General features: G+C 60.9%; 21 protein-coding genes and 1 other RNA gene. 11 read left to right on the top strand and 11 right to left on the bottom strand.

The genetic code is table 11. From position 1 onward, the window contains the following. Positions 1-3: 3 nt before the first annotated feature. From zipA to ffs, 4 genes are all read left to right on the top strand, one after another. On the top strand, positions 4-867 hold the full coding sequence (gene zipA / locus M0746_RS15920) for a cell division protein ZipA (RefSeq protein ID WP_258449871.1): 864 nt from the start codon (positions 4-6) through the stop codon (positions 865-867). A gap of 85 nt (positions 868-952) precedes the next feature. Next, positions 953-3,310, top strand: coding sequence for an NAD-dependent DNA ligase LigA (ligA, locus tag M0746_RS15915; protein WP_258449870.1), 2,358 nt, complete (start codon positions 953-955; stop codon positions 3,308-3,310). A 258-nt stretch (positions 3,311-3,568) separates the two neighbouring features. Continuing rightward, the gene (locus M0746_RS15910; protein WP_258449869.1) at positions 3,569-4,735 is read left to right on the top strand and encodes a zinc-binding metallopeptidase family protein; all 1,167 of its coding nucleotides are present in this window, start codon (positions 3,569-3,571) and stop codon (positions 4,733-4,735) included. A gap of 110 nt (positions 4,736-4,845) precedes the next feature. After that, positions 4,846-4,942: signal recognition particle sRNA small type (ffs, locus tag M0746_RS15905), an RNA gene on the top strand. A gap of 210 nt (positions 4,943-5,152) precedes the next feature. Here ffs and M0746_RS15900 read toward each other — a convergent pair. After that, positions 5,153-5,902, bottom strand: coding sequence for a substrate-binding periplasmic protein (locus tag M0746_RS15900; RefSeq protein ID WP_258449868.1), 750 nt, complete (start codon positions 5,900-5,902; stop codon positions 5,153-5,155). A 145-nt stretch (positions 5,903-6,047) separates the two neighbouring features. On the opposite strand from M0746_RS15900, the gene dnaX reads away from it, so the two are divergent. From dnaX to M0746_RS15875, 5 genes are all read left to right on the top strand, one after another. Further along, the gene (gene dnaX / locus M0746_RS15895) at positions 6,048-8,141 is read left to right on the top strand and encodes a DNA polymerase III subunit gamma/tau (protein WP_258449867.1); all 2,094 of its coding nucleotides are present in this window, start codon (positions 6,048-6,050) and stop codon (positions 8,139-8,141) included. 67 nt (positions 8,142-8,208) lie between these two features. Continuing rightward, positions 8,209-8,547: a YbaB/EbfC family nucleoid-associated protein gene (locus M0746_RS15890; RefSeq protein WP_093103000.1), complete on the top strand. Its 339-nt coding sequence runs from the start codon at positions 8,209-8,211 to the stop codon at positions 8,545-8,547. A gap of 201 nt (positions 8,548-8,748) precedes the next feature. Next, the gene (locus tag M0746_RS15885; RefSeq protein WP_258449866.1) at positions 8,749-9,783 is read left to right on the top strand and encodes an NADP-dependent oxidoreductase; all 1,035 of its coding nucleotides are present in this window, start codon (positions 8,749-8,751) and stop codon (positions 9,781-9,783) included. Positions 9,784-9,848: 65 nt separating this feature from the next. Then, the gene (gene recR / locus M0746_RS15880; protein ID WP_258449865.1) at positions 9,849-10,451 is read left to right on the top strand and encodes a recombination mediator RecR; all 603 of its coding nucleotides are present in this window, start codon (positions 9,849-9,851) and stop codon (positions 10,449-10,451) included. A gap of 209 nt (positions 10,452-10,660) precedes the next feature. Beyond that, the gene (locus M0746_RS15875; RefSeq protein ID WP_258449864.1) at positions 10,661-11,809 is read left to right on the top strand and encodes an acyl-CoA dehydrogenase family protein; all 1,149 of its coding nucleotides are present in this window, start codon (positions 10,661-10,663) and stop codon (positions 11,807-11,809) included. Between the two features lie 184 nt (positions 11,810-11,993). Here the strand turns inward: M0746_RS15875 and M0746_RS15870 are convergent, their stop codons facing one another. Further along, positions 11,994-12,542, bottom strand: a complete 549-nt coding sequence (locus tag M0746_RS15870; protein WP_024012326.1) for an adenine phosphoribosyltransferase — start codon at positions 12,540-12,542, stop codon at positions 11,994-11,996. Between the two features lie 87 nt (positions 12,543-12,629). Then, complete coding sequence (gene fnr, locus M0746_RS15865; protein WP_090282580.1) at positions 12,630-13,364, bottom strand: fumarate/nitrate reduction transcriptional regulator Fnr; 735 nt, start codon at positions 13,362-13,364, stop codon at positions 12,630-12,632. Positions 13,365-13,518: 154 nt separating this feature from the next. Here fnr and M0746_RS15860 point away from each other — a divergent pair, with 154 nt between their 5' ends. After that, positions 13,519-14,001, top strand: a complete 483-nt coding sequence (locus tag M0746_RS15860; RefSeq protein ID WP_258449863.1) for a hypothetical protein — start codon at positions 13,519-13,521, stop codon at positions 13,999-14,001. Here the strand turns inward: M0746_RS15860 and hemN are convergent. The 6 genes from hemN to ccoG form a co-directional block, all read right to left on the bottom strand. Next, positions 13,998-15,380, bottom strand: a complete 1,383-nt coding sequence (gene hemN / locus M0746_RS15855) for an oxygen-independent coproporphyrinogen III oxidase (protein WP_258449862.1) — start codon at positions 15,378-15,380, stop codon at positions 13,998-14,000. The genes M0746_RS15860 and hemN overlap by 4 nt on opposite strands. Positions 15,381-15,575: 195 nt before the next feature. Beyond that, complete coding sequence (locus M0746_RS15850) at positions 15,576-16,259, bottom strand: sulfite exporter TauE/SafE family protein (RefSeq protein ID WP_258449861.1); 684 nt, start codon at positions 16,257-16,259, stop codon at positions 15,576-15,578. After that, positions 16,252-16,464: a cbb3-type cytochrome oxidase assembly protein CcoS gene (gene ccoS, locus M0746_RS15845; protein ID WP_258449860.1), complete on the bottom strand. Its 213-nt coding sequence runs from the start codon at positions 16,462-16,464 to the stop codon at positions 16,252-16,254. The genes M0746_RS15850 and ccoS overlap by 8 nt, the downstream gene beginning before the upstream one ends. 22 nt (positions 16,465-16,486) lie before the next feature. Then, positions 16,487-18,937 carry a heavy metal translocating P-type ATPase gene (locus M0746_RS15840; protein ID WP_258449859.1) on the bottom strand — a complete coding sequence of 817 codons (2,451 nt, stop codon included), beginning with the start codon at positions 18,935-18,937 and terminating at the stop codon, positions 16,487-16,489. A 240-nt stretch (positions 18,938-19,177) separates the two neighbouring features. Further along, positions 19,178-19,717 (bottom strand): FixH family protein, encoded by a 540-nt coding sequence (locus tag M0746_RS15835; RefSeq protein ID WP_258449858.1) that lies wholly within the window; start codon positions 19,715-19,717, stop codon positions 19,178-19,180. An 11-nt stretch (positions 19,718-19,728) separates the two neighbouring features. After that, positions 19,729-21,144 (bottom strand): cytochrome c oxidase accessory protein CcoG, encoded by a 1,416-nt coding sequence (gene ccoG, locus M0746_RS15830; protein WP_258449857.1) that lies wholly within the window; start codon positions 21,142-21,144, stop codon positions 19,729-19,731. Between the two features lie 482 nt (positions 21,145-21,626). On the opposite strand from ccoG, the gene M0746_RS15825 reads away from it, so the two are divergent. Next, positions 21,627-22,640 carry a metallophosphoesterase family protein gene (locus M0746_RS15825; protein ID WP_258449856.1) on the top strand — a complete coding sequence of 338 codons (1,014 nt, stop codon included), beginning with the start codon at positions 21,627-21,629 and terminating at the stop codon, positions 22,638-22,640. Positions 22,641-22,693: 53 nt separating this feature from the next. On the opposite strand, the gene M0746_RS15820 is transcribed toward M0746_RS15825, so the two are convergent. Beyond that, positions 22,694-23,113 (bottom strand): type II toxin-antitoxin system VapC family toxin, encoded by a 420-nt coding sequence (locus M0746_RS15820; RefSeq protein ID WP_258449855.1) that lies wholly within the window; start codon positions 23,111-23,113, stop codon positions 22,694-22,696. Further along, the gene (locus tag M0746_RS15815) at positions 23,113-23,367 is read right to left on the bottom strand and encodes a type II toxin-antitoxin system Phd/YefM family antitoxin (protein ID WP_258449854.1); all 255 of its coding nucleotides are present in this window, start codon (positions 23,365-23,367) and stop codon (positions 23,113-23,115) included. Before M0746_RS15815 ends, M0746_RS15820 begins: the two co-directional genes overlap by 1 nt. Between the last annotated feature and the right edge of the window lie 318 nt (positions 23,368-23,685).

Raw genomic sequence — 23,685 nt, 5'->3', positions numbered from 1 at the left:
TACATGGAAATCGGTCTGCGCGAGTGGCTGATCGTCATCGGCATCATTGTGATAGCCGGTATTCTTTTCGATGGCTGGCGCCGTATGCGCGGCGGCAAGGGAAAACTGAAATTCCGTCTTGACCGAAGTCTGTCCAACCTGCCGGACGAGGACAGCAGCGCCGAGCTGCTGGGCCCGGCCCGCGTACTGGACACGCACAAGGAACCGCAACTGGACGAGCACGATCTGCCGTCGGTAAGCATGCCGGCCCGTGAAGCCCGCGAGCCGCGCGAATCCGCTTCGAAACGTGGCAAGCGGGGCAGCAACGGCCCGGCACAGGGCGACCTGAACCTTGACCTGGATCTGGATGGCGGCCCGAGCTTCAACAGCCGTGACGACGACTTCGCTGAAGACAGCAAGCCTTCGCCGGCGGTAGCCGACAAGGATCAGCCGCAAGCCGAAGAGGTGTTGGTGATCAGCGTGATCTGCCGCGACCCGGCCGGCTTCAAAGGCCCGGCGTTGTTGCAGAACATCCTCGAAAGCGGTCTGCGATTTGGCGAGATGGATATTTTCCACCGCCACGAAAGCATGGCTGGCAACGGTGAAGTGCTGTTCTCCATGGCCAATGCGGTCAAGCCGGGCATTTTCGATCTGGACGACATCGACCATTTCAGCACCCCGGCGGTGAGCTTCTTCCTCGGCCTGCCAGGCCCGCGTCATCCGAAGCAAGCCTTCGACGTGATGGTGGCGGCAGCCCGCAAGCTGTCGCAGGAACTCAATGGCGAGCTGAAAGATGACCAGCGCAGCGTTCTGACCGCGCAGACCATCGAGCATTACCGCCAGCGCATCGTCGAATTCGAGCGCCGCGCCCTGACCCAGAAGCGTTGATACAAAAGGTTGTTCCTGTTTAACGGGACGATCGGCAGAATGATTGAGCAGCCTCGGCTGCTCTTTTGCTTTATGAGAGACCACCATGACCGCCGCGAAAAACCGCATCCTCGAGCTGCGCGCTGAACTCGACCAGCACAACTACCGCTACCACGTTCTCGACGAGCCGAGCATTCCGGACGCCGAGTACGACCGGTTGTTCCACGAGCTCAAGGCGCTGGAAGCGGCCAACCCGGAACTGATCACCAGCGACTCGCCGACCCAGCGCGTCGGCAGCGTGGCGCTCACCGCGTTCACTCAGGTTCGCCATGAAGTGCCGATGCTCAGCCTCGGCAACGCCTTCGAAGAAACCGACATGCGCGAGTTCGATCGCCGCGTCACCGAAGGGCTCGACCTGCCCGCGGGCGATCTGTTCGGCAACGGGGCGGCCGTGGAATACAGCTGCGAGCCAAAACTCGATGGCCTGGCGGTCAGTCTGCTGTATCAGGACGGTGTGCTGGTGCGCGGCGCCACGCGCGGCGACGGCACCACCGGTGAAGACATCAGCGTCAACGTGCGCACCGTGCGCAACATCCCGCTCAAGCTGCATGGCGAAGGCTGGCCGGCGACGCTGGAAGTGCGCGGCGAAGTGTTCATGTCCAAGGCCGGGTTCGAGCGCCTCAATGCCTCGCAACTGGAAATCGGCGGCAAGACCTTCGCCAACCCGCGCAACGCCGCGGCCGGCAGCCTGCGCCAGCTCGATTCGAAGATCACCGCCAACCGGCCGCTGGAATTCTGCTGCTACGGCATCGGCCAGGTCTCGCACGATATTTCCGACACCCACATCGGCAACCTCAAGCAGTTGCAGAAGTGGGGCATGCCGATCAGCCACGAACTGAAACTGGCCAAGGGCATCGACGAGTGCCTGGAGTACTACCGCGACATCGGCGCGCGACGTGATTCGCTGGCCTATGAAATCGACGGCGTGGTGTTCAAGATCAACAGCATTGCCGATCAGCGCGAACTGGGCTTTCGCGCCCGCGAGCCGCGCTGGGCGATCGCGCACAAATTCCCGGCCATGGAAGAACTCACCGAACTGCTCGACGTGGAATTCCAGGTCGGCCGCACCGGCGCAGTCACGCCGGTGGCGCGCTTGAAACCGGTGAAAGTCGCCGGCGTTACCGTCGCCAATGCCACGCTGCACAACATGGACGAAGTCGCGCGACTGGGCCTGATGATCGGCGATACCGTGATCATTCGCCGCGCCGGTGATGTGATTCCGCAAGTCGTGCAAGTGGTTACCGAGCGTCGCCCGGAACACGCGCGAGCAGTGGCCATTCCAGAGAATTGCCCGGTCTGCGGTTCTCATGTCGAGCGCACGCAACTGATCAAGCGCAGCAAGGGCAAGGAAACCGTCAGCGAAGGCGCGGTGTATCGCTGCGTCGGCCGTCTGGCCTGTGGCGCGCAACTCAAGCAGGCGATCATTCACTTCGTCTCGCGCCGGGCTATGGACATTGAAGGGCTGGGTGACAAGAGCGTCGAACAATTGGTCGACGAGGGACTGGTCAATTCCCCGGCCGATCTGTATGCGCTGAAGTTCGACGACATCGTCGATCTGGAAGGCTTTGCCGAGGTGTCCAGCAACAAGCTGTTGAAGGCGATCGAGGACAGCAAACAGCCGGGGCTGGCGCGTTTTATCTACGCGCTCGGCATCCCGGATGTTGGCGAGGAGACCGCCAAGGTGCTGGCGCGCTCGCTGGGGTCGCTGGAGCGGGTACAACAAGCCTTGCCGCAAGTGCTGACCTACCTGCCGGATGTTGGGCTGGAAGTGGCTCACGAGATTCACAGCTTCTTTGAGGATGCGCATAACCAGCAGGTCATCAGCGAGTTGCTCGGCCACGGTTTGCAGATTCAGGATCAGGGCGAACTGGGCGCCGAGTTCGCCGCGAGCACCACGCTGGGCGGGTTTCTCGACAAGCTGCATATTCCTTCGGTGGGCCCGGGTGGCGCGCAGAAACTCGCCGACAAGTTCGGTTCGCTGGAAGCGGTGATGAGCGCTGACTGGCTGGACATGCGCCAGGCCTTGCCGGAGAAACAGGCGAATGCGGTGCGCGAGTTTTTTGCCCTGCCCGAGCATCGACAACTGGCTGAGGCGTCGGAAAAACAGCTGCGTGATTTCGGCATGCACTGGCAGAGCGAAAAGAAAGTCGTCGAAGGCCTGCCATTGTCCGGCGAGACCTGGGTGCTGACCGGCAAGGTCGAATTGATGAGCCGGGATGTGGCGAAAGAGCATCTGGAAAGCCTCGGCGCGAAAGTCGCAGGCTCGGTGTCGGCCAAGACCCATTGCGTGGTCGCCGGGCCCGGTGCCGGCTCGAAACTGACCAAGGCCAATGAGCTGGGCGTGAAGGTCATGGATGAAGAGGCGTTTATCGCTTTCCTCAAAACCCACGGTATTTCCGTGTGACCTTTTTCTAACGTCCCTTTAACTGATCGTTCCCACGCTCCGCGTGGTAACGCATCCCGTGACGCTCTGCGTCACAGCGGACGCGGAGCGTCCGGGGCGGCATTCCCACGCGGAGCGTGGGAACGATCAGTCGAGAAGGCGTGGGAACGATCAGGTGGCGAGGTGCGGCGGAGCGTGGGAACGATCAGTCGAGAAGGTGCGGGAACGATCTTCGCGCCAGGATGATCTAGTCTTGGCCAGTCCCAGGGAGAGATCGCCATGCACCGCTTCTTCGAGCAGCTCAGTTCCCGCATCATCGCGCCGTTCATGGCCGGGTCTTCACGCAACAGCAAAATCTGGCCGTGCCGCTGCGGGCAGTCGCTGTTCTTTCGCAACAGCCAGTGCCTGGCGTGCAACGCCTTGCTCGGTTATCAACCGGAAGAAAGCCGCCTGACCTCGCTGCAGCCGGGGCCGCAAGCCGATACATGGACGCTCGACGCCGATCCCGACGCCGGATTGTTTCGCCGGTGCGCCAACCTCGATACAGCCGCTGCGTGCAACTGGCTGCTGCCGGCCAACGAGCACGACAGCCTGTGCATCGCCTGCAGTCTCAATCGCACCATTCCCGATCTCTCCGTCCCGGAGAACCCGGAGCGCTGGCGCAAAGTCGAAATCGCCAAACGCCGCCTCGTCGCGCAACTGATCACCCTTGGCCTGCCGGTCATCCCGAAAAGCGTCGACGAAGAAACCGGACTGGCCTTCGACTTCATCGGCATCGACCTCGAAGGCAACGCACCGATGACCGGCCACGCCAACGGCCTGATCACCCTCGACATCAAGGAAGCCGACGACGCCCACCGCGAGCAGGTGCGGGCGCAGATGCACGAACCCTATCGCACGCTGCTCGGGCATTTTCGCCACGAAGTCGGCCACTACTACTGGGATCGCCTGATCGCCAACGGCCCGTGGCTCGGCGCGTTTCGAAGCCTGTTCGGCGACGAGCGCGCCAGTTACGCCGAAGCGCTCGATCGGCATTACCAGCAGGGCGCCCCGCTGGACTGGCCGCAGCACTACGTCAGCGCCTACGCGACCATGCACCCATGGGAAGACTGGGCGGAAACCTGGGCGCATTACCTGCACATGATGGACGCCGTGGACACCGCACTGGGCTTTGGCATGAGCGCGCGGGAAATGGACTTTGACTACCAACCGTTTCCATCCAGCACCTTGTACGACCCGGAGCATCCCGGTGGCGAAGCGTTTCTGTCATTCGTCAACGCGTGGATCGAACTGGCTGGCATGCTCAACGAATTGTCGCGCAGCATGGGGCAGCCGGATTTCTACCCGTTCGTGCTGCCAGCGCCGGCGATTGCCAAGCTGCACTTCATCCATCTGGTCATCCAGCAGGCGGGAGGGCGGGCCGACGAGGTGCTCCAGGCGCAATAGCAAGTGCTTGAGCCCCTTGATATTTTTAATCTGCAACCAGGGTTGTAACTTCGTCTCAGACAGGTACAATGGCGCGGCTCGCCGACAGGCAAGCGTCGTTATGGTGACCCCATCGGTCCCCCCGCAACGATTACCCGTGAACCTGGTCAGAGCCGGAAGGCAGCAGCCACAGCGGGAACATTGTGTGCCGGGGTGTGGCTGGTGGGGTCGCCACCTTAACGAACAATCGAACGCTTCAACCAGAACTGCATGGGTTTCGCCCACTGCGGTTTTTTTGTGTCTGTGATTTACCAATTCGACACAAATACCCTTGGCGACAAAGCTCCTGTGGGAGCTGGCTTGCCAGCGATAGCGGTGGGTCAGGTTCAACTATTTCACTGAAAATCCGCAATCGCTGGCAAGCCAGCTCCCACAAGGTTATGGGGTATTGTCGGAATTGCCGGTATACAACCGAATAATCTCCTCAATCTCCCCCGACATCTTCATCCGCAGCAACGTGCGCAATATCCGCTGCACCGGCACGCTCGGATCGTTCCTCACGTAACAGCCCACTTCCTGCTCCTGCAGCACCGCGACCGCTTGCAGTTGCTGGGCCGGCAGCAGGCGTTGATTGAACCAGTCCAGTGTCCACTGGTTGCTCACCGCGTAGCGATAACGCCCGGCCAGCAGTTTTTCCAGCACCAGCTCCTGATTGCGTGCGTCTTCACGTTGCAGTTGATCGGCGTCGAACAGCGGTTGCAGTGTCGGGTAGGTGTAGCCTCGCACGGTGCCGAGGGTCTGGCGGGGCAGGTGGGCGGGATCAATGTTTGGCGGTTGGTCCTTGCGGCTGACCAGCAGGTCGCGCTGGAACAGCAGCGGCACGCTCCACAGGTAATCGCCGGACTGATTCGGCAGCCACGACTGGGCGGCATAGCAGCGCACATCGATCTCGTCGTTTTCCATGGCGCTTTGTACGCGCGCGCGCGGCAGCACGATGAATTCGGCCGGCACGCCGACCTGCGTCGCCAGGCTGAGCATCAGGTCGTAAAGAATGCCCTGGGTCGGGCGGTTGCGTTCGAGCTGCACCATCGGCATCGCCCAACTGTCGGACACCGCGAAGCGCAGCGGCGGTTCGGCCGCCGTCGCGCTCAGGCTGATCCCCAGCAATGCCGCCATCGCCCACCGCATAAACGCTCCGGTCATTGCCCGTCCCGAGCCGATAAAAGCCTCTTCTGATGGAGCTTAGCCATTTTAGGCGCGGACACCGGATGCAATTTTGCCCTTGCTCCGCTAGCATTAGCCGCTTCAGCTTCCTTCGTTGCGACGGTTTTCGATGAGTTATCAGGTTCTTGCACGTAAATGGCGTCCGCGCTCGTTCCGCGAAATGGTCGGCCAGACCCATGTGCTCAAGGCTCTGATCAATGCCTTGGACAGCCAGCGGCTGCACCATGCGTACCTGTTTACCGGGACGCGCGGGGTGGGCAAGACCACCATTGCGCGGATCATTGCCAAATGCCTGAACTGTGAAACAGGTATCACCTCCAGCCCGTGCGGCGAGTGCTCGGTGTGCCGGGAAATCGATGAGGGGCGTTTCGTCGACCTGATCGAAATCGACGCCGCCAGCCGCACCAAGGTCGAAGATACTCGCGAGCTGCTCGACAACGTGCAGTACGCGCCGAGCCGTGGGCGCTTCAAGGTCTACCTGATCGACGAAGTGCACATGCTTTCCAGCCATTCCTTCAATGCGCTGCTGAAAACCCTCGAAGAGCCGCCGCCGTACGTCAAGTTCATCCTGGCGACCACTGATCCGCAGAAACTTCCGGCAACGATTCTCTCGCGCTGCCTGCAGTTCTCCCTGAAGAACATGACGCCCGAGCGTGTGGTCGAGCATTTGACCCACGTCCTCAGCGCCGAGAACGTGCCGTTTGAAGACGATGCATTGTGGCTGCTCGGTCGCGCCGCTGACGGTTCGATGCGCGATGCCATGAGCCTGACCGATCAGGCCATCGCTTTCGGTGAAGGCAAGGTCCTTGCTACCGACGTGCGGGCGATGCTCGGCACGCTGGATCACGGCCAGGTCTATGACGTCCTGCATGCGTTGATCGAAGGCGACGCCAAGGCATTGCTCGAAGCCGTGCGGCATCTGGCCGAGCAGGGCCCGGACTGGAACGGCGTGCTCTCGGAAATTCTTAACGTATTGCACCGTGTCGCCATCGCCCAGGCGTTGCCCGAAGGCGTCGACAACGGACACGGCGACCGTGATCGCGTATTGGCGTTGGCCCAGGCGTTGCCGGCCGAAGACGTGCAGTTCTATTACCAGATGGGCCTGATCGGTCGCCGCGACTTGCCGCTGGCGCCGGACCCGCGCGGTGGTTTCGAGATGGTTCTGCTGCGGATGCTGGCGTTCCGACCGGCCGACACGGCAGACGCCCCGAGGCAACCGCTAAAGCCAGTGGGGATCAGCCAGGCCACAGTTGATTCCGCAAACACCGTGGCTGCCGCGCCCAAGCCTGCGCCGGTGGTCGCCGCGCCCGTTGCGCCAGCGCCGACGCCAGTGGCTGCGCCTGCACCTGCACCGGCCGCCGCGCCCGCGCCAGTTGCAGCCGCTGAACCGGAACCCGTGGCAGAGCCTGAGCCCGTGGCCGTCGAAGCGGTGGTTGATCTGCCGTGGAACGACCCGGTAGAAGCCGAGGCTGAACCGGCGCCAGTGCAGCAGCCCGCCGTCGAGCCGGTGCTGGAAACTGCCGCCGAGCAACCCGAGTTGCCGCCGATGCCGCTGCCAACCCCGGACAGCGTCGTCCCTGATGCGCCGGAGTGGGCTGCGGCGCCGATTCCTGAGCCGTCGGTCGCGGATGTCGATGCCGCCACGCCGGGCATTGATCTGGACGACGAGCCGCCGCTGGACGAGGATTACATCGAGCCGGACATCGATTCGGCGTACAGCTACCTCGACGAACTGGCCAGTGAACACGCCGCCGACCCCGAACCGGAACCCGAGCCTGAACCGGCTGCGGCCCCGGCCACCGGTCTGGCTGCGCAATGGCTGGAGCTGTTTCCGAAACTGCCGATTTCCGGCATGACCGGCAGCATCGCCGCCAACTGCACACTGATCGCGGTGGATGGCGATCACTGGCTGATGCACCTCGATCCGGCGCACAGCGCGCTGTTCAACGCCACTCAGCAGCGCCGTCTCAACGATGCGCTGAACCAGTTCCACGGGCGTACGCTGAGCCTGACCATCGAGCTGATCAAGCCCGAGCAGGAAACCCCGGCCCAGGCTGCCTCACGGCGCCGCGCCAACCGTCAGCGCGAGGCGGAGGAGTCGATCCACGGCGATCCGTTCATCCAGCAGATGGTTCAGCAGTTCGGTGCGGTGGTGCGACACGATACTATTGAACCTGTCGACGCCTTGGTCACCCAAGGCTAATAACTGAAGGTGTCCGGCCGACTTCGCCGGGCGCTGTTTTGATCCAAGTACATTTGAGGTGATTACCATGATGAAAGGTGGCATGGCCGGCCTGATGAAGCAGGCGCAGCAGATGCAGGAAAAAATGGCCAAGATGCAGGAAGAACTGGCCAACGCCGAAGTCATCGGCAAGGCCGGCGGCGATATGGTCACCGTGGTGATGACCGGCCGTCATGACGTCAAGAGCGTGACCATCGACCCGAGCCTGGTCGAAGGCATGAGCGAAGACGACAAGGAAATGCTCGAAGCTGTGGTCGCTTCCGCCGTCAACGACGCGGTGCGCAAGATCGAAGCCAACAGCCAGGAAAAAATGGGCAGCATGACCGCCGGCATGAACCTGCCAGCGGGGATGAAACTGCCATTCTGATTCGCCAAGCGGCGGCAGATGAGCTACACAAAATGCCAGGCATTGCGCCTGGCATTTTTGTTTCTGCCGGGGCAGCCTGATCGTTCCCACGCGGAGCATGGGAACGATCAGTCCCGGCCAACTGAAGAAACATCGAACACACCACCGCCACAACGGTCTGCTCCCTATACCGCCGATTTCCAATTCACAGGAGACGCTGACATGTCCGACCCTCTCACCCTCAACCAACGCTTCGTCCTCGCCTCGCGGCCGACCGGTGCGCCGACACCGGAGAATTTCCGTCTTGAGCGCGAAGCGTTGCCGGACCTCGAAGACGGTCAGGTGCTGCTGAAAACCCTGTACCTGTCGCTCGATCCGTACATGCGCGGGCGTATGAGCGATGCTCCGTCTTACGCAGCGCCAGTGCAGATCGGCGAAGTGATGACGGGCGGCGCGGTCAGCCGTGTCGAGGATTCGCGTCATCCGAAATTCCACAAGGGCGATCTGGTGGTCGGCGCGACCGGTTGGCAGAGCCATAGCATCAGCGACGGCCGGAACATCATTCCGATTCCCGCTGGCCTGCCGAGTCCGTCCATGGCCCTCGGTGTGCTGGGGATGCCGGGCATGACCGCGTACATGGGCCTGATGGACATCGGCCAGCCGCAAGAAGGCGAGACCCTGGTGGTCGCCGCCGCTTCCGGTGCAGTCGGCTCGGTGGTCGGCCAGGTGGCGAAGATCAAAGGCCTGCGTGTGGTCGGTGTGGCCGGCGGTGCCGAAAAATGCCAATACGTGGTCGAGGAACTGGGCTTCGACGCCTGCATCGACCACAAGGCGGACGATTTCGCCGAGCAATTGGCCAAGGCCTGCCCCGAGGGCATCGACATTTATTTCGAGAACGTCGGCGGCCATGTCTTCGATGCGGTGGTGCCGTTGCTCAATCCCAAGGCGCGCATTCCGTTGTGCGGCCTGATTGCCGGGTACAACGCTTCGGAAGCGCCGAAAGGCCCGGATCGCCTGCCAATGTTGCAACGCGCGTTGCTGACCAAGCGCGTGCGCATTCAGGGCTTTATCGTCTTCGACGACTACGGTGACCGCCAGCCGGAATTCATCAGCCACATGGTGCCCTGGGTGCGCGACGGCAAGGTCAAATTCCGCGAGGACGTGGTCGAAGGTCTGGAGCAGGCGCCCGAGGCGTTTATCGGTCTGCTGGAGGGGCGCAACTTCGGCAAACTGGTGGTGAAGGTCGCTGAGGATTGAGCATTTGACGCTGGCCGGAGGCGCGGGTATAAACCGCGTCTCGTTGTTTTGTCGGACTTTTCCCCATGAGCTTCAGCCCTTTGATTCGCCAACTGATCGACGCCTTGCGCACCTTGCCGGGTGTCGGTCAGAAAACCGCCCAGCGCATGGCGTTGCAGATGCTCGAGCGCGATCGCAGCGGTGGCGTGCGTCTGGCCCAGGCCCTGAGTCAGGCCATGGAAGGGGTCGGCCATTGCCGGCAATGCCGCACGCTGACCGAAGACGATCTGTGCCCGCAATGCGCCGATAATCGCCGCGACGACACGCTGTTGTGCGTGGTTGAAGGTCCGATGGACGTTTACGCGGTCGAGCAGACCGGTTTTCGTGGACGTTATTTCGTGCTCAAGGGGCATTTGTCGCCGCTCGATGGCCTCGGGCCTGAGGCGATCGGCATTCCGCAGTTGATGGCGCGGATTGAAGAGGCGGGCACGTTTACCGAAGTCATCCTCGCGACCAACCCGACGGTGGAAGGTGAAGCGACCGCGCATTACATCGCGCAACTGCTGCAGAACAAGGGCCTGATCGCCTCGCGGATTGCGCACGGCGTGCCGCTGGGTGGCGAACTGGAACTGGTCGACGGCGGCACGCTGGCGCATTCGTTTGCCGGGCGTAAACCCATCTCACTGTAAGTTCTTTACTGTCTGTTCTGGCCTCATCGCTGGCAAGCCAGCTCCCACAGGTTTCTTTGTTGAACACAATATTTGTGAACGCCCGAGATCCCTGTGGGAGCTGGCTTGCCAGCGATGACCGCACCGCGGTCCGTCAGATTTACACAATAGAGTTGAAAACCAAGCAAGCGCTCGGTTAAGTTCGGTGAACCCCTTCGCGGAGTTTGCCCATGCCCGCCTTCCAGGAATACTTCGACCCCAGCCATCAATTGGTCCGCGACAGCGTCCGGCGTTTCGTCGAGCGCGAGATCCTGCCGGACATTGACCAGTGGGAAGAAGCCGAAAGTTTCCCTCGTGAGCTGTACCTGAAGGCCGGCGCGGCGGGCATCCTTGGTATCGGTTATCCCGAAGCGCTCGGTGGCAGCCATGCGGGCGATCTGTTTGCCAAGGTTGCCGCCAGTGAGGAGTTGATGCGCTGCGGCTCTGGCGGCCTGGTGGCGGGGCTGGGTTCGCTGGACATCGGCTTGCCGCCGATCGTCAAATGGGCGCGGCCCGAGGTGCGTGATCGCGTGGTGCCGCAGGTGCTCAGCGGCGAGAAAATCAGCGCCTTGGCGGTGACCGAACCCGGCGGCGGTTCCGACGTCGCCAACCTGCAGACCCGCGCGGTACGCGACGGCGACTGCTACCGGGTCAGCGGCAGTAAAACTTTTATCACCAGTGGCGTGCGCGCCGACTTCTACACTGTCGCGGTGCGCACCGGTGCGCCGGGTTTTGGCGGCATCAGCCTCTTGCTGATCGAGAAGGGCACACCGGGTTTCACCGTTGGCCGCTCGTTGAAGAAGATGGGCTGGTGGGCGTCGGACACCGCCGAGTTGTTCTTCGACGATTGCCGAGTGCCGCTGGGCAATCTGATCGGTGCGGAAAACATGGGCTTCGCCTGCATCATGGGCAACTTTCAGAGCGAACGCCTGGCGCTGGCGCTGATGGCCAACATGACCTCGCAGCTTGCGCTGGATGAGAGTCTGAAATGGGCGCGCGAGCGTGAGGCCTTCGGCAAACCAATCGGCAAGTTTCAGGTGATCAAGCATCGCCTTGCCGAAATGGCCACGGCATTGGAAGTGTCGCGCGAATTTACTTACCGGCAAGCGGCGAAAATGGCCGCGGGGCAGAGCGTGATCAAGGAGATCTCCATGGCGAAGAACTTTGCCACGGACACCTCAGACCGGATCACCACCGAAGCGGTGCAGATTCTCGGCGGGCTCGGTTACATGCGTGAAAGTCTGGTGGAGCGGCTGTATCGGGATAACCGCATACTGTCGATTGGCGGCGGGACTCGGGAAGTGATGAACGAGATCATCAGCAAGCAGATGGGGCTTTGAGTTGATCGTTCCCACTCGCAGCAAAGGAATGCAGCCCGGGACGCTCCGCGTCCCTATCACAAGCTGCTGGCCTCATCGCTGGCAAGCCAGCTCCCACATGTTTTGGGTGCATACACAATATTTGTGAACGACCGAAATCACTGTGGGAGCTGGCTTGCCAGCGATAGCGTCAGTACAAGCGCTGCTACTTATCGGTCAAGGCAAACTGCGTCAGGCAGAACGTCGGAATGCCCATGTCCTGCAGGCGCTGCGAGCCTTGTAGCTCGGGCAGGTCGATAATCGCTGCGGCTTCATGCACGCGCGCACCCATGCGGCGGATCAGGTTGGCGGCGGCGATCAGCGTGCCGCCGGTGGCGATCAGGTCATCGAACATCACCACCGAGTCGCCTTCGCACAGGCTGTCGGCATGCACTTCCAGAAACGCCTCGCCGTACTCGGTGGCGTAACCTTCGGCGAGCACGTCCGCCGGCAGTTTGCCTTGCTTGCGGAACAGCACCAGCGGCTTGTTCAACTGATAGGCCAATACCGATCCGATCAGGAAACCACGGGCATCCATCGCACCGATGTGGGTGAAGTCGGCTTCGACATAGCGGTGGGCGAAGCTGTCCATCACCAGGCGCAGCGCCGTCGGCGACTGGAACAGCGGGGTGATGTCGCGAAAGATCACGCCCGGTTTCGGGAAGTCGATCACAGGGCGGATTAGGGATTTGATGTCGAAGGAGTCGAAGACCATCGTCGAGGTGTCCTGGCAGGGCTGCAAACGGCGCAGTATACTCGCGGCTGAAACGATTCGCTCAACCGCGGGTCGTGATCGGCCTTCTTAGCCTTCGATCGAGCCACCGGCCAGCGCGCACAGCTGGATAGGGTCGAGGATGTGAATTTCCTTGCCCTCGGCGGCGATCAGTTCGTTCTGCTGGAAACGCGTGAACACCCGCGACACGGTTTCCACCGCCAGGCCCAGATAGTTACCGATTTCATTGCGCGACATGCTCAGGCGGAACTGGTTGGCCGAGAATCCGCGGGCGCGGAAACGTGCGGACAGGTTGACCAGAAACGTCGCGATGCGCTCGTCAGCGGTTTTCTTCGACAGCAGCAACATCATTTGCTGGTCGTCGCGGATTTCCCGGCTCATCACGCGCATCAACTGACGGCGCAGCTGTGGCAGTTGCAGGGCCAGTTCGTCGAGACGTTCGAAGGGGATTTCGCAGACCGAGGTAGTCTCCAGTGCCTGGGCCGACACCGGATGTTTCTCGGTGTCCATGCCGGACAGGCCGACCAGTTCGCTCGGCAGGTGGAAGCCGGTCAATTGCTCTTCGCCGCTGTCGCTAAGGCTGAACGTCTTGAGGGCGCCGGAGCGTACTGCATAAACGGAATCGAACGTGTCGCCCTGGCGGAACAGGAATTCACCCTTTTTCAGCGGGCGACCGCGTTTAACGATTTCGTCCAGCGCGTCCATGTCTTCCAGATTCAACGAGAGTGGCAGACACAGCGGGGCCAGGCTGCAATCCTTGCAATGGGCCTGGGTGTGAGCGCGCAGTTTGACTGGCTCGGACATTTCTTCAATCCTTGTGGGAAAACACACATAAGACGTAAGGGTAACTCACCGAAGGACCTTCAGGCCAGCGCATGGCGATGTTGTCCTTCAGACATAAAGCCCTACCCAAAGCGGCCGATAAACAGGTATCAGACCGCATGAAAGGAAGGATCCGATGACTGCCATTGGCACGCTAGGCCCCGGTAACAGCGGCGTTCCGGCATTGCCGGAGGTCGCCAGCAACGACGTCGCCAACGAGCGCGACGCTGACGCGTTGAACAGCACAACCCCGACCTTGGTCGAGGGCGTCAAAGTGTCGCTGTCCGGTGCGTCGATCGCCAGGGCCGCCACTGTCGGCGGTGAAAACAGTGATATCGACAACAGCGGTCTGCCGGAAAACATCCAGCAGTTGCTGAAGATGATCCGCAAGTTGCAAAAACAGATTGCCGAGAAGAAGGCGCAAATGAACAAGGTCATGGCTGACAAGAGCCTGTCCAACGAAGAACGGATCAACAAGCTTGCCGCCCTGCGCGGGGCCATTGCCGCGCTGAACAGCGGCGTGGTCACCGCCAACCTGGCCCTGTCCAAAGTCATGGGCCAGTCGGCGATGACACCGGACCAGAACCTCAAGGTCGGCGCCTTGCTCACCAAAAACTAGATCACCCGTGAAAAGCGCTGACGATTCTGTTGTTGCAGGTATGCGTCGAACACCATGCACACCGAGCGCACCAGCAGACGCCCGGCCGGCGACACACTGATCCGCTCGCGATCCAGTTCAATCAGGCCATCGTTGGCCATGCCTTGCAGTTGCGGCCACAGTTCAGCGAAATAGCCCTCAAAGTCGATGTTGAAACGTTGCTCGATGTCGGCGAATTCCAGGCTGAAGTTGCAGATCAGTTGCTGAATCACTTCGCGGCGCAAGCGATCGTCGGCGTTGCACACCAGGCCACGGCTGGTTGCCAGCTGCGCGCTCGCCAAGGTGTTTTGGTATTGGTTGAGATCGCTGGTGTTCTGGCAGTACAGGTCACCGATCTGGCTGATCGCCGAAACGCCCAGGCCAATCAGGTCGCAATGGCCGTGGGTGGTGTAGCCCTGGAAGTTGCGTTGCAGGGTCTGTTCTTCCTGAGCGATCGCCAGTTCATCGTCGGGCAGGGCGAAGTGGTCCATGCCGATGTAGCGATAGCCGGCGGCGGTGAGCTGTTGAATGGTGCGTTCAAGCATTTCCAGCTTTTGCGCCGGCGCTGGCAGTTCGTGGCTATTGATCCGCCGTTGCGGCATGAAGCGTTCCGGCAGATGCGCGTAGTTGAACACCGAGAGCCGATCCGGCTGCAGGCTGATCACTTCCTCGACGGTGCGCGCGAAGTTGTCCGGGGTCTGTTTGGGCAGGCCGTAGATCAGGTCGATGTTGATCGAGCGAAATTGCAGGGTGCGCGCGGCGTCGATCACCGCGCGGGTTTCTTCCAGGCTTTGCAGGCGATTGACGGCGCGCTGCACGGCCGGATCGAGGTCTTGCAGGCCGATGCTGACGCGGTTGAAGCCCAGCTCGCGCAGCAGGCCCATGGTCGACCAGTCGGCCTCGCGTGGGTCGATCTCAATACCGTAATCACCGGAATCATCATCGAGCAGATTGAAATGCTTGCGCAGGTGCGCCATCAGTTGCCGCAGTTCGTCGTGGCTGAGAAAGGTCGGCGTGCCGCCGCCAAAGTGCAATTGCTCGACTTTCTGGGCCGGGTCAAGGTGGCAGGCGATCAGCTGGATTTCCTGCTCCAGCCGTTGCAGGTACGGCGCGGCGCGTCCGCGGTCCTTGGTGATGACCTTGTTGCACGCGCAGTAGTAGCAAATGTTCGCGCAGAACGGCACATGCACGTACAGCGATAATGGGCGCTGAGCTTTGCGGCTGTCGCGCAGGGCATGGAACAGATCGAAGGTGCCGACCTGACCGTGAAATTGCACGGCGGTCGGATACGAGGTGTAGCGCGGCCCCGCCAGGTCATAGCGGCGGATCAAATCGGTGTCCCAACGAATGGCGTCGAGCATGCGGGCATTCCCCCGGATAGGCTGGCAGTGTGGGCGAGTCTAGGGGAGGGGGCTGCGGGGCATCTTGATTTGCATCAACAGGGGGGATTTGTATTGTTTGTGCGGGCCTCTTCGCGAGCAGGCTCGCTCCCACAAGGGATTTGCAGTGTTCACTAGATCAGTGAGCGAGCCTGCTCGCGAAGGCCGCACCGCCGATCAATGGCCCATAAGCCAATGCTGATGCGGGCCGGGAAGGGTCCATATACCAAACAGAATGACCAGCAACCCACCGGCCATGCGCACACTGCGCTTGCGCAGGATCGCGGTCACCCGTTCCGCCGCCAGCCCGGTCGCCAGCAACACCGGCCAGGTGCCCAGGCCAAATGCGAGCATCAGCAGGGCACTGTCCAGTGCATTGCCTTGGCTCGCCGACCACAGCAACGTGCTGTAAACCAGCCCGCACGGCAGCCAGCCCCACAGCGCGCCGAGCAGCAAGGCGCGTGGCAGACTCGACACCGGCAGCAAGCGATTGGCGACGGGCTGAATGAAGCGCCACAACCCACGCCCGAGCGACTCAATGCGCGTCAGCCCGCTCCACCAACCGGCGAGATACAAGCCCATGGCGATCAGCAGCAACCCGGCCAGCACGCGCATGAACAGCGCCGCCGGGCTGTTGGCGACCGCCCAGCCGGCGAGGCCGATGAGCAGGCCGGCTGTGGCGTAGCTGAGAATCCGCCCGAGGTTGTACGCCAGCAGCAAACGAAAGCGCCGGCTGCGCTGCTCCTTGGGAATCGCCAGGGTCAGTGCGCCCATCAGGCCGCCGCACATGCCCAGGCAGTGGCCGCCACCCAGCAAGCCAAGAATCAGGGCGGATACCAGCAGTGGCGCCAGTTCAAGCATGCGGTGGCGCCTTGTCGTCCGGTTTGTTCGCGTTGATCTCGTCTACGGCGGCGGTGTGGTTCGGGTCCTGATCGTCGAACAGGATGCTGTGCGCCGGGCCGTCGAGGTCGTCGTACTGGCCGCTGTCCACCGCCCAGAAGAAGATGTACACGGCGATGGCCACGATCAGCAGTGCAGCGGGAATCATCACGTAGAGAGCTGGCATCGGTACTCCGGGCTCGCGCGGCTCAGGCCGGTAGCGGGCGGGTTTCTGAACGGGTGCTGGTGTGCGGCGCACCCGGCAGGCGAGTCAGGCGCAGGGCATTGAGCACCACGGTCAGCGAACTGATCGACATGCCGACCGCAGCCCACACCGGAGTGATCCAGCCGAGGGCGGCAAACGGCAACATGAGGCCATTGTACAGCGCCGCCCACAGCAGGTTTTCGATGATTACCCGACGCGTACGGCGTGCCAGTGTGAAGGCTTGCACCAGCGCGTCGAGGCGGTTCGACAGCAACACCGCATCGGCACTGGTTTTCGCCAGATCGGTGGCCGAGCCCATGGCTACACTGATGTCGGCCGCCGCCAGCACCGGCACATCGTTGACGCCGTCGCCGAGCATCAGCACTTTGCGTCCTTCTCTGTGCAGTTGTTGCAGCACTTGCAGCTTGTCGTCCGGGCGCAAACTGCCGCGTGCCTCATCAATACCCAGTTCGGCGGCGACGCTGGCGACCATTGGCGAGCTGTCGCCGGACAGTAGCAGCGTGCGCCAGCCGCGCGCCTTGCACGCGGCGAGCAGGGCGGGTGCATCGTCGCGCAGGCGATCGTCGAGCACCAGCCACGCCAGCGGAGCGTTTTCGTCACCGAGCAGCAACCATTGGCCTGCCTCATTCGGCATCGCCGGGACGCTCGCACCGCTCAGCGCGCAAACGAAGTCTGCCTGACCAATGCGCAAGCGCTGCCCGGCCACCGAGCCTTCAAGGCCTAGCCCCGGCGTGCTGTGTACTTCATCAGCGGCCAGGGGCGCACGGCCGAAAGCGCGGGCGATCGGGTGTTCGGAACGGTTCTCCAGGGCGGCGGCGAGGCTCAGACACTGCTCGCTGTCGAGTGCGCCGAGCGGTCGGATCGAGCGCAGCACCAGGCGGCCTTCGGTGAGGGTACCGGTCTTGTCAAAAATCACCGTGTCGATCTGGTTCAGACCTTCCAGTACATGCCCGCGCGTCAGCAGCAAGCCGAGTTTGTGCAAGGTGCCGGTGGCGGCGGTGAGGGCGGTCGGCGTCGCCAGCGACAGTGCGCAAGGGCAGGTCGCGACCAGCATGGCGAGGACGATCCAGAACGCTCGCGACGCATCCAGTTGCCACCACAGCAGGCCGATGGCGGCAGCGGCGATCAGCGACAACAGCAGGAACCATTGCGCGGCGCGGTCGGCGATTTCTGCCAGTCGCGGTTTCTCGGCCTGGGCGCGGTCGAGCAGGCGCACGATCGCTGACAGGCGCGTGTCGTGGCCCAGCGCCTGAACTTCCACAGTCAGTACGCCTTCGACATTCAGCGTGCCGGCGGTTACAGCATCGCCCAGCGTGCGCGGTTGCGGCAGGTATTCGCCGGTCAGCAGCGATTCGTCGATGCTTGACTGGCCGTCGATGATCTTGCCGTCCGCCGGCAGCACCGAGCCGGGCTGCACCAGAATCCGCTCGCCGACGCGCAGTTCGCTGAGCAGGATGCGCTCGCTCTGACCGTTGGCATCCAGCCGCAAACAGGAGGCCGGCAGCAGGTTGACCAGTTGCGCGGTGGCGGCCGCGGTGCGCTCGCGGGCGCGCCGTTCCAGATAGCGACCGGCGAGCAGGAATAGCGCGAACATGCCGACCGCATCGAAATACAACTCGCCGACGCCAGTGATTGCCGTCCAGATTCCGGCGATGTAAGCACTGCCGATCGCCAGCGAAACCGACACGTCCATGGTCAGGTGGCGTGTGCGCAGATCGCGCATCGCCCCTTTGAAAAACGGTGCGCAGCTGTAGAACACGATTGGCGTGGTCAGAAACAGCGCGACCCAGCGCAGGATCGTGTGCAGTTCCGGGCTGAGGTCGATGTTGAATTCCGGCCACGTCGCCATGGTCGCCATCATCGCCTGGAACCACAGCAGCCCGGCGACGCCGAGCTGGCGCAGGGCACGGCGGTTTTCGCTGGCCAGTTGTTCGCTGGCGCGGTCGGCCTGATACGGGTGGGCGGCGTAGCCGATGTGGCGCAGTTCGGCGAGGATCTGGCTCAGCGGTAACTGCGCGTCGGACCAGCGCACGTGCAGGCGATGGTTGGACAGGTTCAGTCGCGCTTCGGCAACCGCAGGCAGGGTGCGCAGATGTTTCTCGATCAGCCAGCCGCAGGCGGCGCAACTGATGCCTTCCATCAACAGCGTGGTTTCGGCCAGCTCGCCTTCGTGGCGCACGAACGGTTGCTGGACGTCAGCGCGGTCGTACAGCGCCAGTTCGTCGGTCAATTGCACCGGCAGGGCTTCGGGGTTGGCCGAGGCTTCGCTGCGGTGGTGGTAATAGCTTTCCAGCCCGCCGGCAACGATCGCCTCGGCCACGGCCTGACAGCCCGGGCAGCAGAATTCGCGCGATTGCCCGAGGACGACGGCGGTGAAGCGGCTGCCGGACGGGACGGGCAGGGCGCAGTGGTAGCAGGGGAGTGGGGTGGTCACGATGCGCGTTCCGATGATCGTTCCCACGCTCGGCGTGGGAATGCCTCCCCGGGCGCTCCGCGTCCGCTTCGGCTGGGACGCAGAGCGTCCCTGGCTGCGTTCCCACGCTGGAGCGTGGGAACGATCAAAGCGGTGTCAGTCGCCGACATTGCTATGGTCATGCGCAAAACCCTGAGGCGCTGAAGATCAGTCCCCTCTCCCTCTGGGAGAGGGTTAGGGTGAGGGGCTTTGGACCTTGACTCACTTTTTCAGATCTTCCGCACCCTGCAACGGCTCATCGCCCAGCAGCAGTTCCTTGTCATGGCTGACCAGTTCTTCCTCGAACATGCGCCACACATGTTCATCCTGACTACCCAGCAACTCGACAAACCGCCGACCTTCAACCTTGTCATTCAACTGACCGATGTAACGCCCGGTCTCGCTCTCGCTGCGAGTCAGGACAATCTTGCGATCCTTCTCGGGTTGCGTCGGCGAGATCAGATTCAATTCCAGCGTGTTCGGCTGACTGTCACCGCTCAAGCGCAAGTCGACTTCACCGGTGACATCGTCCAGATGCACCGCCGCGCGCATTTTCAGGGTTTGCGCCAGCAGTTCACGGTCCAGCGAACGGTTGATGCCTTTGCCCGCCTCGTAATAGTTGTCGTTGACCAGATTGTCCGGGTTGTTCACCGCAATCGTCACCATCGACAGGGTCAGCGCCACCGAGCAGGCCAGAATGCCGATGATGATCCACGGCCAGAGGTGCTTGTACCAGGGACTTGCAGCGTTTGCGGCAGACATATGCAGTTCTCTCAACGAATTTGCGGGCCGATGAATCGGCTCTTGGCTTCAATGTGGACGCTGTTGTCATCGGCATCCTTGAGGATGAATTTCACCTCATTGGTGCTCGATGGCAGTTGTTCCGGTGCGCTCGACAACTCGACCGGCATGCTGACGATATCGCCGGCAGCCACCTTGATCTCGCGCTTGCCTTGCAGACGCAGGTCCGGCAGACCTTCGGCTTGCAGCACATAGGTGTGATCGCGCTGGTCCTTGTTCATGATTTTCAGGCTGTAGACGTTTTCGATCCGGCCTTCGGCGTTTTCCCGGTACAGCACACGGTCCTTGCTGACGTCGAAACCGACCAGAGAGCGCATGAAGAAGGCCGCGACCAGCAGGCTGATCATCGCCAGCAACACCACGGCATAACCAATCAGGCGTGGCCGCAGTTTATGGGTTTTCTGCCCGGACAGGTTGTGTTCGGTGGTGTAGCTGATCAGCCCGCGCGGGTAATCCATCTTGTCCATGATGCTGTCGCAGGCGTCGATACAGGCAGCGCAACCAATGCACTCGATCTGCAGGCCGTCGCGAATGTCGATGCCGGTCGGGCAGACCTGCACGCACATCGTGCAGTCGATGCAGTCGCCCAGCCCCAGCGCCTTGTAGTCGATGCCTTTTTTACGTGGGCCACGGCTTTCGCCACGGCGCGGGTCGTAGGAAACGATCAGCGTGTCCTTGTCGAACATCACGCTCTGAAAGCGCGCATACGGACACATGTAGATGCACACCTGCTCGCGCAACCAGCCGGCGTTGCCATAAGTGGCGAGGGTGAAGAAACCGACCCAGAAGTACGACCAGCCATCGGCCTGGCCAGTGAAGAACTCAATGACCAGTTCGCGGATCGGCGAGAAGTAACCGACGAAGGTCATGCCGGTGACAAAACCAATCAATAGCCACAGCGCGTGCTTGGCCGCTTTGCGCAGAAACTTGTTGGCGCTCATTGGCGCCTTGTCGAGTTTGATGCGCTGGTTGCGGTCGCCTTCGGTGACCTTTTCGCACCACATGAAAATCCATGTCCACACACTTTGCGGACAGGTGTAACCGCACCAGACTCGCCCGGCATACACGGTGATGAAAAACAGGCCAAACGCGGCAATGATCAACAGGCCCGACAGCAAGATGAAGTCCTGCGGCCAGAACGTCGCGCCAAAAATGAAGAACTTGCGCTCCGGCAGGTTCCACCACACGGCCTGATGACCGCCCCAGTTCAGCCACACCGTACCGAAATACAACAGGAACAGCGCCGCACCGCCGAGCATCCGCAGATTGCGGAACAGGCCGGTGAAGGCGCGGGTGTAGATTTTTTCGCGTGAGGCGTAAAGGTCGACGCTGTTGTTCGGGTTTTTGCTCGGTGGTGTGACGTCGTGTACCGGAATCTGGTTGCTCATCATTGCATCCCACGGCAGTGGAAAAATGCCTTGGTCGATACGTGCCAACCAAGGTCAAAAAGGGCTGTTGCAGTGGCGCGATGATACGCCTGTCGCTCTGGCTCAAGGGTGCGACCTTTGGTCGCGTTGGGTAAAAAACCTGAATGGTGTAGCGATTGCAGGAAAGGCTGATGCAGATCAATTGACTATAGACGAAGGGTGTTGCTTGCATTCTCTGTGTTGCCGCAGCAGAACAGCGCCTTGAGTCAATCATCGGCGCAGCCTGCGGTTCTGTGTGAAAGCGATTAATCGGCGGCTATTTCTAGAAATACATGTAGCGGTGAATCTTTTTCAGTTGTCTTTAAGTTCTTTCGTAAGTTGCGCACCCGGCTGTTGCTTGAAATAAAGGTTATTAATGTTTGATATGTCTCAATTGCCCGAATGCGGTAGCTTTAATCGCCGTTCAATGGTGGACGGTTAAAGTTTAATGAGAGGGATCTCCCATGTTTTATAAAAAGTTTCTGGGTGCGTGCTCGCTATGGGTTTTTCTATTGGCGACCTCCGCTTACGGACAAGACAGTGAATATTCTCCCCAGTATTTGATTTTTACTTCCGACCCACAATTTCCGTGGACCGAGAGTTCTGATTTCGGTTGGAAGGAGACCGCATCAGACCGTGACAAGCGCTCGCGCTGGCTGATTGAAACCCAGTACTCGGATGTGGCTAATTTTCGACGCAACTTTCATCGATACCCGGAGCGAATTCCGGTGATGATCAATGGTGACATGACCGCTTTTGGCCATGGCTCGGAACGCTCGACAGTGCAGGAAATTCTCGATCGACAACTGGGTGGCAACTACGACTACGGTCTGGGCAATCACGACTACCAGAACAACATCAACGATTGCGCTTTTCCCGAGAATAATTGTGCGGCCGGCAGCATATCGGACTTGAAAGACCGCTATTGGGGTAAGGTCGATAACTTTGATCTGGCACTGAGGGATGACGGCGGCCGGAAAACCTTTTACGGCAGTCTCGCCTATTCCAAAGATTATGGTGACGTACATCTGGTGCAGTTGAATAACGAACCGACTTATTCAGTGCGGTTTTCTTCCGGGTTTCCACTGTTCAAAACCGATTACGAGATTTCCGATTCGCTGGACTGGCTGGAAAAAGATCTGAAAGTGGCGCGTGACAAAAATCAGATCATTATTCTCAACATGCACAAGCCTGATCGCTGGGCCGGCACGCGTGAGCAAATGGAGCGATTTCGTATGATGATCGAGAAGTACGCCGTGACCGCAGTGTTCGCAGGACACTTGCATACCGATCCTGGCGGCTACTACCGCAATTCGAGCAGTTTCGGCAGTGTTCCGGTGTATCTGAGTGGCGGCGCGTCGAATCAGACCTATCTGATCGCTGAATTCGCCGCAGATCGCAAGACCATGGACGTGCATCAGGTCAATGCCAACAACTGGCCGAGCCGTAAGCTGATCGCGACGGTGGATGTTCGATAAGAAGCAGTAAATGGAAAAAAGCCCTGCCAGTGAATGGCAGGGCTGTCAGGCGTTCAGCTATTTCCAGTGCGCCATGGATTGAGCACAGAAACGCCGCTTGGCTGAAAATCGACAACGTTACGAGTGACCACCGTCAGACCATGCACAAGTGCGGTAGCAGCGATCAAGGCGTCGCATTCATTGCTGCGATCAGGCACATGCAGCTGTGCGCATCGGGTAGCCACGGAACTATCGACTGGCAGGATTCTTCCCGAGAACGCTGGTTTGACGTGACGCTCAAGCCAGCTGCGCAGTTGGGCACCCTGTGCCGGATCACGTCGCTCGACGCGCAATATCCCGATTTCCAGCTCCAGCACAGTAATGGCGGATAAATACAAATTGGCGGGGGCAATGCTGTTTGCCCACTCAATGACCTGTTTGTCACCGCGAGGTTTTCTTAACTCGGATACCACGTTTGTATCGAGCAGAAACATCAGGGCAGATCCACTTTGCGAGCCGTGATGATTGCGCGTTGTGGCTCGAAATCGACTTCAGGTGGGTCCGGCATGACGAGCAGATCGACAATGCTGGCTTGGGTGCTGGTCAGTTTTTGGTATTGCTCGATGCTTAGCAATACATGCGCAGGTTTGCCGCGGTCAGTAATGAAAACGGGTCCATGATTCGCAGCTTTTTTCGCACCGCTCGTATCCTGGTTGAATTCGCGGCTGGACATGGTCGTGATCGTCATGCTCGGCTTCCGGATATTTTGGTGTAGAAACGTTACTACTCCGGGTGTTGTCAAGCAATCAGAAAGACGTATGGCAGGCGATTGAGTTGTCATTTTCATAAGGCACCCTGGAAGCGCCCTGTTGAATACAGGCGCAAAATGTTTAGGATCGATTGGTTTTTCATAGCCTGTCAAGGCAGCCTGCCACCCCCAGGCCGTCCAGCCCGCCAGCGTTACCTGGGGCGCAAGAGGTGTCGAGTGGCCTTTCTATAGGGGCGGGCGCCAGGCTCGATGCCTTGCGTGCGCAGGGCTGAACCGGTTGCTGCGGTGTGCTCTGAT

Origin of the sequence: Pseudomonas sp. S11P7, assembly GCF_023195435.1 — a bacterium.
In the GTDB taxonomy this organism is placed as follows: Bacteria; Pseudomonadota; Gammaproteobacteria; order Pseudomonadales; family Pseudomonadaceae; genus Aquipseudomonas; species Aquipseudomonas fluorescens_G.
This window is presented reverse-complemented; position numbering and strand designations above follow the sequence as displayed.

What these genes read in the sequence shown, in the direction of transcription:
- zipA (WP_258449871.1), top strand. Translation starts at nt 4, where the DNA reads ATGGAAATCGGTCTGCGCGAGTGGCTGATCGTCATCGGCATCATTGTG.
- ligA (WP_258449870.1), top strand. Translation starts at nt 953, where the DNA reads ATGACCGCCGCGAAAAACCGCATCCTCGAGCTGCGCGCTGAACTCGAC.
- M0746_RS15910 (WP_258449869.1), top strand. Translation starts at nt 3,569, where the DNA reads ATGCACCGCTTCTTCGAGCAGCTCAGTTCCCGCATCATCGCGCCGTTC.
- M0746_RS15900 (WP_258449868.1), bottom strand. Translation starts at nt 5,902, where the DNA reads ATGCGGTGGGCGATGGCGGCATTGCTGGGGATCAGCCTGAGCGCGACG.
- dnaX (WP_258449867.1), top strand. Translation starts at nt 6,048, where the DNA reads ATGAGTTATCAGGTTCTTGCACGTAAATGGCGTCCGCGCTCGTTCCGC.
- M0746_RS15890 (WP_093103000.1), top strand. Translation starts at nt 8,209, where the DNA reads ATGATGAAAGGTGGCATGGCCGGCCTGATGAAGCAGGCGCAGCAGATG.
- M0746_RS15885 (WP_258449866.1), top strand. Translation starts at nt 8,749, where the DNA reads ATGTCCGACCCTCTCACCCTCAACCAACGCTTCGTCCTCGCCTCGCGG.
- recR (WP_258449865.1), top strand. Translation starts at nt 9,849, where the DNA reads ATGAGCTTCAGCCCTTTGATTCGCCAACTGATCGACGCCTTGCGCACC.
- M0746_RS15875 (WP_258449864.1), top strand. Translation starts at nt 10,661, where the DNA reads ATGCCCGCCTTCCAGGAATACTTCGACCCCAGCCATCAATTGGTCCGC.
- M0746_RS15870 (WP_024012326.1), bottom strand. Translation starts at nt 12,542, where the DNA reads ATGGTCTTCGACTCCTTCGACATCAAATCCCTAATCCGCCCTGTGATC.
- fnr (WP_090282580.1), bottom strand. Translation starts at nt 13,364, where the DNA reads ATGTCCGAGCCAGTCAAACTGCGCGCTCACACCCAGGCCCATTGCAAG.
- M0746_RS15860 (WP_258449863.1), top strand. Translation starts at nt 13,519, where the DNA reads ATGACTGCCATTGGCACGCTAGGCCCCGGTAACAGCGGCGTTCCGGCA.
- hemN (WP_258449862.1), bottom strand. Translation starts at nt 15,380, where the DNA reads ATGCTCGACGCCATTCGTTGGGACACCGATTTGATCCGCCGCTATGAC.
- M0746_RS15850 (WP_258449861.1), bottom strand. Translation starts at nt 16,259, where the DNA reads ATGCTTGAACTGGCGCCACTGCTGGTATCCGCCCTGATTCTTGGCTTG.
- ccoS (WP_258449860.1), bottom strand. Translation starts at nt 16,464, where the DNA reads ATGCCAGCTCTCTACGTGATGATTCCCGCTGCACTGCTGATCGTGGCC.
- M0746_RS15835 (WP_258449858.1), bottom strand. Translation starts at nt 19,717, where the DNA reads ATGTCTGCCGCAAACGCTGCAAGTCCCTGGTACAAGCACCTCTGGCCG.
- ccoG (WP_258449857.1), bottom strand. Translation starts at nt 21,144, where the DNA reads ATGAGCAACCAGATTCCGGTACACGACGTCACACCACCGAGCAAAAAC.
- M0746_RS15825 (WP_258449856.1), top strand. Translation starts at nt 21,627, where the DNA reads ATGTTTTATAAAAAGTTTCTGGGTGCGTGCTCGCTATGGGTTTTTCTA.
- M0746_RS15820 (WP_258449855.1), bottom strand. Translation starts at nt 23,113, where the DNA reads ATGTTTCTGCTCGATACAAACGTGGTATCCGAGTTAAGAAAACCTCGC.
- M0746_RS15815 (WP_258449854.1), bottom strand. Translation starts at nt 23,367, where the DNA reads ATGACGATCACGACCATGTCCAGCCGCGAATTCAACCAGGATACGAGC.